Consider the following 13,224-nt stretch of genomic DNA (forward strand, 5'->3'; position numbering starts at 1 on the left):
AAAAAGCCTTTTGGAAGCCCCAAATCGGTGGTGGAATATTTGGGGAGATATACCCATAAAAAGCCATCAGCAATCGTAGAATCAAGGGAATTGACAATGAGAACGTGACTTTTGATTACAAAGACTATCGAATGGCGGGAGTCAAAAAACAAATGACACTTACACACGGGGAGTTTATCAGACAGTTTTCCTTGCATATTTTGCCCAAGCGATTTGTAAAAATCCGTCATTATGGTTTTTTGAGTAGCACTTGGAAGCGTCAAAAGCTACAACTTTTGCAGGAAAAACTCCAAGTGAAAGTACTGGAAAAAGCAGAAAAGAAGCCTTTTTTGCCCAAGTGTCCTTGTTGCAAAACAGGCAATTTGCATCGGATAGCGGTTTTTGACCAGCGTGGTCCACCGGCTTGGTATCTTGGCGGTAGCCAAAGTTAAAGTCCCTGTCCCGCTAATTAGCGGGACAGGTAAGGGATTTTATGCCCAAAAGTGAAGGAAAATACGAAAAAACCAAACTGAAACTGCTCCAAAAAAAAAGAGGCACACTTGCCTCTTGAAATTCTTTCTAAAAACTTTACGATAACTCCATAGTGTTAACGGCAGGTATTCCGGTTCCGTTCAACACGCGTTTCATTGTTGGTGCTGCGCACGCAACGAAACCCTTAGCTGTTACCGGTAGTCGTACTTTTTGTCGTATTTATAGGTTATTTCGGTATTAACCAAGTGGGGGTTTTTTCTAAAAAAAGTCCGCTAATTATAGATTTACTTATTGAAAATGGATTGACACACTCAAACTCATCAGGTGCTTTTTTTAGTTCTATAGAGGAGAAAAATAAAATGTATGATGCCATAAAAACTCCAAAATATGTAAAATCTGGTTTGAATCAAGAAACCGCTATCGAAATTCATAAATTATTAAATGAAGCGATAGAAAAAAATCAATTATTTACTAATTCTGAATTGACACTTGTTGAATTAGCCGAAAGCCTAGAAGTGAATCCTAACTATTTATCACAAGTGATAAACACTTTTGAAGAAAAAAATTTTTATGATTATATCAACTCCAAAAGAGTGGAATTGTTCTTAAAACTTGTTGCAATTCCCGAAAATAAAAAATATACAATACTTTCTCTTGCATTTGATTGCGGTTTTAACTCAAAATACTCATTCAATAAACACTTCAAAAAAATAACCAATCAAACACCTTCTGAATATCTAAATTCGTTAAAAATTAATTTTTCTTAAAGTAGCAAAGCTAACCAATTCTCTTCGGATTCTTTATCTAATTATAGGTTTGCAAACTTGAAACCTTATTTAAAGTAATCCATTTTCACTCACAAAATTCATTAATTCAATAATGTTTTTTACTTGAAACTTTATTAACATATTCCTTCTATGAGTTTGAATTGTTAGAAAACTCAAAAATAAAATATCAGCGATTTCTTGGGTAGATTTTCCCTTTTTTATCAATTGAAGAATTTCTCTTTCCCGTAGGGTGAGTCTAGGTATGGTTTTTAAATCACTTAAATTAGGTTGGCTAATTATTTCTAAAACTTCATTACTAAAAGCTAATTGACCTCGTGTTGCATTATTAATACAGTTTCTAAATTCATCTAAAGAAGCACTTTTTAAAAGATAACCATTAGCTCCATTTTTTATCATTTGAAAAATAATACTCCTTTCAGATTGACTACTCATTGCCAAAATTATAATTTTCGGGTATTGTTTTTTAATCTTAAGGCAAATATCAATACCGTTTGAGTCTGGTAAAAAAATATCCAACAAAAGGATATCTAATTTATCTAAATCATAATACTCAAAAAGTCCTTTTCCCGAATTAAAACATTCAACAATCCTAATTGTTTCAATATTTGATAATAAAATTTTCAAGCCTTCAATAACGATGGGATGATCATCAACTATTGCAAAATTATATTTTTTATTCATTTTAAATTTAGTCTAAAATTAGCTCTATATTAATACTAGTTACAGAATTCTTAGATGAATCTATAGACAATTTTCCTTTCATAAGTACAATTCTGTTTTTAATATTTTTTAACCCTAGTCCTGAAAAATTTTCAATATTGCCTGAATTAAACCCAACACCATTATCTTCAACAGTAATTAAAAACAGATTTCCATTTTGACTACATTCAACAATAATTTCTGTACAATTTGAATGTTTTAAGGCATTGTTTATCAACTCTTGAATAATTCTAAAAATGGTAATTTGATTACTTTCAGAAATCGTTTTTTGAATCTCATTTGATATAAAATTAATTGTAACCTTATTGGTTTCTAGCGAATGGCATAAATCTTTTAAGGCAAGTTCAAGGCCTAATTTCAGAAGGGTTTCTGGTAATAAATTAAACGAAACTTGACGCAACTCAATAATTGCATTATTAAGCATTTGTGATATATCTTCAAAATTATCAAAAGAGGATTGACTAAGCTTCATTTTTAAGGCGGATAATCGACTGCCAATCCCATCGTGTAAATCTCTTGCAATCCTTTTCCGTTCTATCTCTTCTCCATTAATCATTGCTTGCATAACTTCATTCTCTTTTTGATTTTTTAGAAATGAAATACTTTGATTGTAATTTATTTCTTTTTCAACGGTTAATTGTTTTTGAGTTCTAGAATTTCTCCATAGAAAATAAACAGAGAGAAGTAAAACAAATGACAAAAGGCTAATCAATATAATATATAATCTAGTGTTTTCGGCAGCAAGAATTGCATTACGATTATGATGCTCTAATTCTTTGATTTTCTTTTCATTTTCAACTTTGTTAAATTTTGCTTCCAATAGTAATACTTGATTTTTTGACTGACTTTGAATAATGCTATCATTCATAACTGTATATTTTTCAATATACTTAAAAGCATTTTTATAATCACCTAATTTATAATAAGTTGTAGAGGCTTCTTTGTAATAATCTTTCTTTTCTTGTGCTAATAATTTTCCGTTTTTAATCAATTCCAGTAAAATTGCATTGGCTTCAGCATATTTTTTTTGCTCGAAATAAGTTTGATATCTAACAAATTTACATCGATTTATGCTATACAAATCATTATTGTATTGACTAACTTCTATTCCTTTTTTATAACTTTTTAATGCCAATTGATATTTTTTTAATTTCTGATAATACAACCCATCCGAATAATAATACAACCCGTTTAAATTGGATGTTGGATAATTTTTTAATATTAAAAATGCTTTATTCAACAAGTCTCTCCCTTCACTATAATTTTTCAGGTAGATTAAATTTTCAGCAGCTACAATATATAATTCTATTTTGGTCTCTAGTAAAATTGGAGAGGATGTATTTGCCTTTTCTATTTCTACAATAGCTTTTCTAAAATAACTATTCGCTTTTTCCCGGTCTAAAATATTCATCAACGCTATAGCAACAAGTTTATACTGATCTGAAAGAATTTCTGAATTTTTTGATTGTATTGCTGCTGGTATAGCAACTTCTACAATCAATCTCATTGATTCTTTTTCATTATCTTGCATCTGCCTTACTAGAGAAAGGTTTTGGGCAAGAATAGCCTGCATCTCATAACTGGAAATGTGTTTGTATTTTTTAATCTTATTTAATGTTATTGTAATCTCTTTTGCATAACGCTCAACATCTCCTTTGATATAAAAATCCAAGGCATTAAAATAGCCTGATAAGTCTTTTAAATAAGGATATTTATTAGAAAGTGAATTGCCCAATTGCAAATAAGCATAGAAATTACTTGTGTCTTTATTTCTAAGATATAAACCACCAATTTTATAACTATATATACATTTTAAACTATCATTTTTAGTTGTTTTTATAATGGTAGTTATGCTGTCAATAAATTGGCTTTTATCATTCAATGAATTAAATCGTTGCGAATAAATCGATTTTGAAAGTAGAAATAAAATTAATATCCAATGTAACTTTTTCATTATTTGTAAAGATTAAATAGTAAAAATAATTAGGTTGTACTTTCAAATAGTATATAAAAAACATAAACTCATATTCCCAACTTTGAAATTAAAATTTATTATGCAAATAACTAATTTTAAATTAAACAAAAACTACTTGTAATCAGGTAATTTTTAGCTTTTTATATAGGTTCATTATTCATATTTTTTTTTTACTTCTACATTTGTAAATCAAATTAGTTCAAATTTCAAAAATATGATTTATCAAATAGGCTTTGTTATCACTTTTTTTTTAGCATTTCTTTTATTAAGTAAAAGCCACAAAACTATGGCTGACAAAATTTTGTTTTTTTGGTTCATAATCATTGGTTTTCACCTTTTCTTATTTTATCTCTACTACAATAAAATAGATTCAGAATACCCCTATTTATTGGGAATTAATATACCTTTACCCTTATTTCACGGTCCATTTTTATATTTATATACCAAAGCTATTACCAATCAATTAAAAAATTGGAAAATAAATTTACTTCATTTTTTACCAGTAATTATTTCCTATTTATTGCTGATCGATTTTTTTCAATTATCAGACAAAGAAAAAATTTTGATATTCGAAAATCAGGGCAATGGTTTTGAAAATATAATCAATATAATAATAGTCGCCATTTTTTGCTCAGGAATTATTTATGTTTTTTTATCAATACAAGCAACTAGAAAACATAAAAAATCTGTATTAAATCAATTTTCAAACAACGAAAAAATAAATATATCTTGGTTGAATTATCTAGTCTACGGAATTGGTATTTCTTGGCTTTTTGTTATATATGGAAATGATGAAATACTATTTACTGTGGTTGTTTTATTTGTCATCTTCATTGGCTATTTTGGAATCAACCAAGTAGGAATTTTTACAAATACAGATTTGTTAAAATTAGAAACCGAATCCATTTTTTATACTTTTACAGAGCCTACTTTTAACTCATATATTGTTGAAGATAAAGTTCCAAATAATCAAAAATACGAAAAGTCTGGTCTAAAGCAAGAAACAGCTATTGAAATTCATAAATTATTGTGCCAAAAAATTGAAAATGAAAAATGGTTTACAAATTCTGAATTGACACTTTTTGAATTAGCTCAAAATTTAAATGTATTGCCAAATAAATTATCACAGGTGATAAATACTTTTGAAGGCAAAAATTTTTATGATTATATTAATTCTAAAAGAGTTGAATTATTCCTAAAACTGGTAGAAAATCCCGAAAATAGAAAATATACCATTCTTTCACTTGCATTTGATTGCGGTTTCAATTCAAAGTCCTCATTCAATAAACACTTTAAAAAAATCACTAATCAAACCCCTTCTGTATATATAAATTCATTAGAAAACAGATTGAAATTTCAAAAAAATGAAAACGAAATGCATTCTGTTTAATTTATAATATTTCCTTTCAAAATGGAGAATTCAATTCTTTCGAATCTATAATCAATTAGGATTTAGCCTTTTTTAAAATATAAATTCTTTCTCCACTTGAGGTATCATTAATAATCAAATAATTTCCAGATACTTTGAACATAAAAAACTCAATAATCGAAGTTCATATCCTGAATTAAAGAATTAACATAAGACTTTATTGATGTTCAATATCCTCAAAATTTTAAAAAGCCATAGACAAATTTTTTGAACAGAATATTCAGGCAAACTGAGAATAGATTGTAAAAGAAATGTCTAAAATAAAATTATTTTTTGAACACTTTATTAACTTAAGTGAACGAATTGAGAATTGTATCCCCTATAACTTTGCAAAAAAATTGAAAATCAAATGCTCTTTTTAGTCTATTCATCTTTTATTGTTTTTGACTAATAAATCTACATAATCCTATTTGAATGTAAAATAATAAATCTAAAATAAACAGTGGAACTAATTATAATTTTTTGAATACTAATTTGAAATGTTAAAAAATTAAAACCCCTTGCTTTCAGTTTTGCTTTGACCATTTTTCACAAATTATTAAGGTTAAATAAGTATCAACCTACACGCAAGGTCGAAAAACTGAATTTGTTTAACAAATATTGCCATAATATAAAATTTCTAAATACATATGATGAAAATTACTAAAACCGTGAATTCAGCAGTTCAATTAATTTTGGCTGTTGCCCGATCTAAACTAAAAAAGTACACTAAAGTTACTAAGAGTGAAAATTATGTTTTAAACAACCAATATTTTACTGATTCTTTTGAAGTGATACCATTTTTAATTCCACTTCACTATAAAATATATTTTAATAAAACATTCTTTATCAATAACAAACTAAACAACTAATTTATGAAATCAAAAACTAAAATATTTTTAACACTGTTTATTGCATTTTTTATGCAACTTACTTTCTCACAAGAAAAAACAATATCAGGTGTTGTTTCTGATAATGCAGGATTGCCTTTACCTGGTGTGAGTGTATTAATAAAAGGAACCCAATCTGGAACTCAAACAGATTTTGATGGAAAATACTCTATCAAAGCAAAAACAGACCAAATCTTAATATTTAGTTATATTGGGATGAAAACTCAAGAAATTACGGCTAATTCTCCTACTGTCAACGTCAAAATGACAAGTGATGCAGTAGAACTAGAAGGGGTTGTAGTAACAGCCTTGGGGATAAAAAAATCTGAAAAGGCTTTAGGTTATGCAACATCTAAAGTAGCAGGAGAAGAGTTCACTAAAGGGGGTAACCAAAATCTTGTCAACTCATTAAGCGGTAAAGTCGCAGGAGTTCAGGTAATTGCTTCTGGAGGTTCTCCAGGACAGGCAAGTAGATTAGTTATTCGTGGTGGAAATAAATCTTTAACAAATAATAACCAAGCTCTTTATGTAATAGATGGAATTCCTATTACTAATGCCAATGATGGTAACAGTAATACAGTTACAGGAATTGCATCTCCCAATAGAGCCGCTGATATTAACCCAAATGACATCGAAACTATTACAATATTAAAAGGAGGTACAGGTGCAGTATTATATGGCAATAGAGGTTCCAACGGTGTAATTGTAATTACCACAAAATCGGGTAAGGGTAAATCTGGATTACCAGTTATTGAGTACACCAGTCAAGTTGCATCTGATGAAGCTCTTGTTCTTCCTGATTATCAAACTGAATTTGCTCAAGGTTCAAATAATGTTACTTATGCCGAAGGTACTTCAAGATCATTTGGACCAAGAATCACAGAACAAACCGTTAATAGTACCGCTGCTGGTGCTGCTCTTGGACTCGGACCTCAACCAATTCAATTAAAAGCGTATGACCCTAGAAAAGAATTTTTAAGAACAGGATTAACTTACAATAACAACATTTCTTTAAGTAATTCTTCTGAAAAATTCAATATGTTTGTTTCATTAGGTCAATCAAAACAAACCTCAATAATTCCAAACCAAGAATTTGGAAAATTTAATGGTAGATTTAATGGGGCATATAAGTTTAGTGACAATTTTAACGCAGGTGTTAACATATCTTATAATGAATCTGATGGAAATATTCCTTTTACTGGTCAAGATGGAAACAATCCAATTTTTGCTTTATTCCATACACCAGTAAGTTGGAATTTGACAGGTTATGGATATCAAAGACCTGACAATGGAAAGCAAATTAATTTTAGAGGTGGATCTTTTGATAATCCATTATGGAGTGTTAATAAAAACTCTACAGTAAGCAATAGTAAGCGTTATATTTCAAGTGTTAATTTTGATTTCAAAACTGCTGAATGGTTAAAATTCTCTTATCGTCTTGGACAAGATAACCTCATAGACAATAGAAAAATATTTAGAGATATATATACTGGTGGTAAACCCTTAGGCTACCTTTCATTTGACGATTTAACACGTGAAGAATTAAATTCAGCCTTAACAGCTACACTAAATAAAAAAATCACCGAAAAAGTAGAAACTACTTTAATTATAGGTCAAGATTATAATGAAAGAAAATTTTCGAATAGTGTCATAACTGGAACCGAGCTTGTTTTGCCATCAATACAGAACACAAATAACATTAAAACTTTTGCCCCAAGTTATAGAGAGATAAGCAGAAGAACTTTGTTCGGTTTATTTGGTGATTTTTCTATCAGTTATAACGATTATTTATTTTTAAATATTGTTGGCAGAAATGAATGGAGTTCTACCCTGCCTGAAAATAATAGAAGTTTCTTTTACCCTGGAGCAAGTACCTCATTTGTGTTTTCAGATGCCTTCAATTTGAAAGGGGATGTTTTAAATTACGGAAAAATTAGATTAGGAGCATCAAAAACAGGTAGAGATGCAAATGTTTATCTTACTGAAGCTACATACAGTCAGGGTGTTTTTGCAGATGGTTTTACAGATGGAATTACTTTCCCTTTTGGAGGATTAGCAGGTTATACAAATCAAAATACAATAAGCAATGCAAATCTAAAACCAGAGTTTACCACTGAATATGAGGTGGGTTTAGATTTAAAAATGCTTAAAGACAGAATTGGTCTTGAGGCAACTTATTTTAAAAACATAAACACTGATGGAATTATTCCTCTTGATATTTCTCCTGCCGCAGGCGCTACCCAAACAATTATTAACAGCGGAAAAACAAGTTCTAAAGGTATAGAATTATTATTTAGAGTTACCCCGATTGTTACAAAAGATTTCAAATGGGATATTAGCGTCAATTTCAGTAAAATTAAATCAAAAGTAGAAGAAACATATCCAGGTGTAGATAAGATATTTTTAGGTGGTTTTGATGGAAACCCTGCAATTTTTGCAGTAAAAGGAGAAAGATATGGTTCAATTATTGGATCTGCTTATGCTAGAAATGATGAGGGAAAAATACTGGTTGATGATGATGGATATCCCATCTGGGAAGACGGTATAAACCTTGGTTATGTTGAACCAGATTGGACTGGAGGCATTAGCACAAATTTGACATATAAAAATGTTTACTTGTCTGCTTTAGTCGATGTAAGAAGAGGAGGGTATATGTACAGTGGTACTGAAGAACTTTTAGATTTCTATGGTGTATCAGCAAAAACAGCAAATCGTGAAGAAGATTATACTTTTCCAGGTGTTAATGCCACAACAGGAAACCCTAATAACGTAGTCTTAAAACGCAATGCAACTTGGTATGGGAATGCCTATCCTAACGAAGAATATGTTTATGAAAATAATTGGATTAAATTAAGAGAAGTAACATTAGGTTACAATTTCAAACTGACAAATTCAAAAACTATTAAGGCTTTAAACATAGGCCTTTATGGTAGAAATCTATTTCTTTGGTCTGAAATTCCACACGTTGATCCCGAATCAAGCTCCTTCGGAACTGGTAATGCACAAGGAGTGTCAAGATTCGCTTTCCCAACTACAAGAACTATTGGCTTCAATTTAAAAGCACAATTCTAACTAAAAATACAAAATGATCATGAAAAATTATATTAAAAAAATGATAACAAAGTTTTATTTCTTGGGATTTGGAATTTTAAGTTTTCTAACTATTTCCTGTGAAAATGAACTGAACATCAATTCAGATCCAAACAACTCTACAAAAGTTCCTATTTCAACTTTATTGACAGCTTCTGAAGTTAGTATTGCATATACTCTTGGAGGGGATGCAACAAGAATACCAGCAAGTATTGTTCAGCACTATGCAGGACATAGAGGTCAACCACTTGAATATGCACAATATGATATCACACCATCATCTACAGATGGATTATGGAAAAGTTCTTATGACGCTTTATATGATTTAAAATCAATTGAAAAAGAAGGGACTAAATCAAACGATATGGTTTATGTAGGAATCTCTCAATTATTACAGGCCTATACTTTTAGTGTTTTAACTGACGTATTTGGTGACATTCCTTTCACTCAAAGCTTGTTAGGATCGTCAAATATTACACCAGCTTATGACACCCAAGAAAGCATCTATACTGCCCTATTGGCTTTGATTGACAAAGGCATTAATAATGTTAAACTAAATGCGGGTAAGAAGCCTACAAATGATGATGTAATATATGGCGGTAATATTATAAAATGGGAAAAGTTTGGTAATTCTCTAAAATTGAGGCTTTATAATCATCTTAGCAAAAAAAATCCAACACAAGCACTAGCATTTTTAAATACTAATCCTTCCTTAATTTTATCTAATACAGATAATGCAAAGGTTAATTTTGTCGATAATGCAGCTAATGCAAATCCAATTTATCAATTTGATGTATTATCAGGTAGAAAAGATAATGCTGTTTGTTCTACTATTGTCAATAAGATGAAATCACTTAATGACCCTAGAGTTCCTGTTTACTTCAATCCAGTCGCAAACAATAGTGCTGGACAAGCGGGTAAATATCTTGGTAATATACCAGGTGGGGATACTGATGATTCAGGAGAAAATTTGTTTTCACGAGTAGGTTCAGCATATGCATCTGTTGACTCACCTGTAATGTTTATAAGTGCTGCAGAGGTAAACTTTATTAAATCTGAAATTTATTTTAGAGCAAATGATTTAATAAATTCAAAAGCTTCCTATGAGAATGCCATTACATTAGATTTTAGTAGCATAGGTGTCATTGGAATTAATACTTATCTATTAGATTCTCAAGTAGCCTTCGACAATACGTTATCAAGAATAATGGAACAAAAATGGATAACAATGTTTCAATCTTCGTATGAATCATTTGTTGATTGGAGAAGAACTGGATTTCCTGTTTTAACCCCTCCAATTACGAATAGAACAAACAGTGTAATTCCTAGAAGACTTTCCTATCCACAAATAGAAATTAATGTAAATAATAAGTCATTATCCGATGGTCCTGGAATTCCAATTCCATACCAAACACTAAAAACAAGAGTTTGGTGGGATGTTCAATAATTTTTTAAAATAAATGCTAAAACCACCAGCAAAATACTGGTGGTTTTTTTATAAACAAACTACACCGTAACAAAGCCTTGAGATATTAGTAAAACACAAATTCATACAGACAAAAAATCCATGAAAATCTGTGAATTATGTAGCAAAAAAAACAGTAAAACTTCAAAGAATTAACCCAGAAGAGTATAAAATGATTTTAATGTTACTACAAAATCAACCACTTATATAAAATTCAATCAACCTTAACTTTTGAAAGTAATGATTCAAATTTAAGAACAAGGAGTTTAATTTCACTGATTTTAAAACAACTCTAAATTTCCCAAACTATACTCAATTTAGTTTTAACAGAAAATTTAAAAAAAAGTGTGATTTTGATTGAGAATTTTATTTGCTTTGATTGATGACATTTTACTAATAATGAACAACTTAACAGTTATGCATGAAATTAATTTAATTTATTCTTTCACGCAACCTTTTCACAATTCCAGCATCTTGTAAATAAAACAGAACTTTAAATATATTTATTATGAAAAATTTAGTATTGTGTTTAGGATTGGCTCTTTCTTTTATTGCCTCAAGTTGTAGCCTTGACAATTGGTCCTCAAAAGATGAACCCCAAATTAATTCGAGTTGGATTCTAAAAAACACTTCTGGAGGAATTGCTGGAATTAATGATAATTTTAATAATGGAGATGTTATATGGGATTTTAATAGATCTAATCAGACTCTAACAGTAACAAAAAAGGTAAATACAACTGGATCAGGAATCCCCGCAGGAACATATTCTTATACCTTAAAACAGGAAGGCAAAACCTCCTTAATAGAAATCAAACAAGTAGATGTAGTTTATACAACATTAACCTATGAATTTCTTAACGAAAATGGAGTCGTCTTCAAGGATGAAGCATTAGCAGATGGTTTTCAATACACCTTTGTGAAAAATTGTGGAGAGACAATTTTTTGCACCCTAGAAGCTGTAGCAGGAATAAATGTATATGTAAAATTAGGAAACTCAAATTCAACAACAACAGATGGAGTTACAATAGTAGCTAAAAGTGGCAATTATACAGAAACATTGATGCCTTTTCCAAACAACACTAATCCGTCTTTCGCTGGCGCTTATGAAAAAGCAGCAACTTATATTATAACAGTTTCAAAAGCTGGTTATAAAACATACACTTCGGGGCAAATTACAGTTACTAGCGATTGTTGTCACGTGATACCACAAACCATAAATATCGTTTTGCAACCCAACTAGTTTTAGAAAATCATTACCAAAATCATTAAACTACTAAAAAACCATAAGCCTTTTGAGTACCGATCAGCTCATAAACGGATGTAAAAAAAACGATATAAAAGCCCAAGAACAGTTGTATAGAGAGTATTCTCCAAGACTGTTTTCGGTTTGCTTGAAGTATTCGCGCAACTATGCGGAAGCTCAAGATAATCTTCAAGATGGCTTTTTGCTAATTTTTAAAAAAATTGAACACTATTCGTTCAAAGGTTCTTTTGAAGGTTGGATGAAAAAAGTGCTCATAAATCATATTCTTCAGCAGTATAGAAATGAAGTTTTTTTGAGTGTAGTTGAGGATACTATTATTGAAGAATTTGAAGTGGATATTGAATATGAAGACATCTCAATTGAATATTTAATGAAGATTATTCAGGAGTTACCTGATAGGTATCGATTAGTATTCAATTTGAATGTTATAGATGGCTATACACACCAAGAAATAGCAAAAATGTTAAACATAAAAGTAGGCACTTCAAAATCAAATTTACACAGAGCAAGAATGATTTTGAAAGACAAAATTGTAAATAATTCAAATAAAATTATAACTATTTAAAAATGGAATACATAACAAATATTTTCCTGTTTTCAGTTCAACAAAGCTTGATTACAAAAATTAGAGACGACAACATATTTAACACAACTTAATTTTCAAGAAACAAAGTTTAAATCATACAATTTCAATTAAAAATCAATTATTAAAAACAAATTTAAAACAAAAAATGAAAAATTTAAAAATCACAGCATTAGCATTAGTAGCCATTTTAGCGTTAGGATCTTGTGACAAAGACGACGATAAACCAGTAAATGGAAGAGAGTCAATAACAACCGTTACAGCAATATATACTCCAGTAGGAGGAGGAACAGCAATTACATTAAACTCTAAAGATTTAGATGGAGATGGGCCGAATGCTGCAGTTGTAACTGTTTCGGGTAATTTTGCAATGAACAAAACTTATAACGGTGTTGTAACATTTAAAAATGAAGCAGCAAATCCTGTCAAAGACATTACACCAGAAATCACTGCTGAAGGTAAAGAACACCAAGTGTTTTATCAAAAAACGGGAACATTACCTTCTGTTACATACGGAACAGCTACAAATAACCTTGATTCTAACGGAAAACCAGTAGGCTTGCAAAGTGT

General features: G+C 29.9%; 9 protein-coding genes and 1 pseudogene. 8 read left to right on the top strand and 2 right to left on the bottom strand.

From position 1 onward, the window contains the following. A pseudogene (locus PHC28_RS08400) lies at positions 1 to 431 on the top strand (transposase); the annotation flags it as partial. Between the two features lie 342 nt (positions 432 to 773). Beyond that, on the top strand, positions 774 to 1,238 hold the full coding sequence (locus PHC28_RS08405; protein ID WP_300098653.1) for an AraC family transcriptional regulator: 465 nt from the start codon (positions 774 to 776) through the stop codon (positions 1,236 to 1,238). A gap of 69 nt (positions 1,239 to 1,307) precedes the next feature. Here the strand turns inward: PHC28_RS08405 and PHC28_RS08410 are convergent, their stop codons facing one another. Further along, positions 1,308 to 1,940, bottom strand: a complete 633-nt coding sequence (locus PHC28_RS08410; RefSeq protein WP_300098656.1) for a response regulator transcription factor — start codon at positions 1,938 to 1,940, stop codon at positions 1,308 to 1,310. A gap of 7 nt (positions 1,941 to 1,947) precedes the next feature. Further along, positions 1,948 to 3,933: a sensor histidine kinase gene (locus tag PHC28_RS08415; protein ID WP_300098659.1), complete on the bottom strand. Its 1,986-nt coding sequence runs from the start codon at positions 3,931 to 3,933 to the stop codon at positions 1,948 to 1,950. Between the two features lie 307 nt (positions 3,934 to 4,240). Here PHC28_RS08415 and PHC28_RS08420 point away from each other — a divergent pair, with 307 nt between their 5' ends. The 6 genes from PHC28_RS08420 to PHC28_RS08445 form a co-directional block, all read left to right on the top strand. Beyond that, complete coding sequence (locus tag PHC28_RS08420) at positions 4,241 to 5,344, top strand: AraC family transcriptional regulator (RefSeq protein WP_300098662.1); 1,104 nt, start codon at positions 4,241 to 4,243, stop codon at positions 5,342 to 5,344. Positions 5,345 to 6,237: 893 nt separating this feature from the next. Further along, positions 6,238 to 9,324, top strand: a complete 3,087-nt coding sequence (locus tag PHC28_RS08425) for a SusC/RagA family TonB-linked outer membrane protein (protein WP_300098665.1) — start codon at positions 6,238 to 6,240, stop codon at positions 9,322 to 9,324. A 40-nt stretch (positions 9,325 to 9,364) separates the two neighbouring features. Continuing rightward, positions 9,365 to 10,789, top strand: a complete 1,425-nt coding sequence (locus PHC28_RS08430; RefSeq protein ID WP_300098668.1) for a SusD/RagB family nutrient-binding outer membrane lipoprotein — start codon at positions 9,365 to 9,367, stop codon at positions 10,787 to 10,789. 526 nt (positions 10,790 to 11,315) lie between these two features. Then, the gene (locus PHC28_RS08435; protein ID WP_300098671.1) at positions 11,316 to 12,047 is read left to right on the top strand and encodes a carboxypeptidase-like regulatory domain-containing protein; all 732 of its coding nucleotides are present in this window, start codon (positions 11,316 to 11,318) and stop codon (positions 12,045 to 12,047) included. Positions 12,048 to 12,099: 52 nt separating this feature from the next. Then, a complete protein-coding gene (locus PHC28_RS08440) occupies positions 12,100 to 12,636 on the top strand; it encodes a sigma-70 family RNA polymerase sigma factor (protein ID WP_300098674.1) in 537 nt (178 codons plus the stop codon). Between the two features lie 166 nt (positions 12,637 to 12,802). Further along, a partial coding sequence (locus tag PHC28_RS08445; RefSeq protein WP_300098677.1) for a type 1 periplasmic binding fold superfamily protein occupies positions 12,803 to 13,224 on the top strand: 422 nt, incomplete at its 3' end.

The organism is Flavobacterium sp. (assembly GCF_028712645.1).
Lineage (GTDB): Bacteria > Bacteroidota > Bacteroidia > Flavobacteriales > Flavobacteriaceae > Flavobacterium.

What these genes read in the sequence shown, in the direction of transcription:
- PHC28_RS08410 (WP_300098656.1), bottom strand. Translation starts at nt 1,940, where the DNA reads ATGAATAAAAAATATAATTTTGCAATAGTTGATGATCATCCCATCGTT.
- PHC28_RS08415 (WP_300098659.1), bottom strand. Translation starts at nt 3,933, where the DNA reads ATGAAAAAGTTACATTGGATATTAATTTTATTTCTACTTTCAAAATCG.
- PHC28_RS08420 (WP_300098662.1), top strand. Translation starts at nt 4,241, where the DNA reads ATGGCTGACAAAATTTTGTTTTTTTGGTTCATAATCATTGGTTTTCAC.
- PHC28_RS08425 (WP_300098665.1), top strand. Translation starts at nt 6,238, where the DNA reads ATGAAATCAAAAACTAAAATATTTTTAACACTGTTTATTGCATTTTTT.
- PHC28_RS08430 (WP_300098668.1), top strand. Translation starts at nt 9,365, where the DNA reads ATGATAACAAAGTTTTATTTCTTGGGATTTGGAATTTTAAGTTTTCTA.
- PHC28_RS08435 (WP_300098671.1), top strand. Translation starts at nt 11,316, where the DNA reads ATGAAAAATTTAGTATTGTGTTTAGGATTGGCTCTTTCTTTTATTGCC.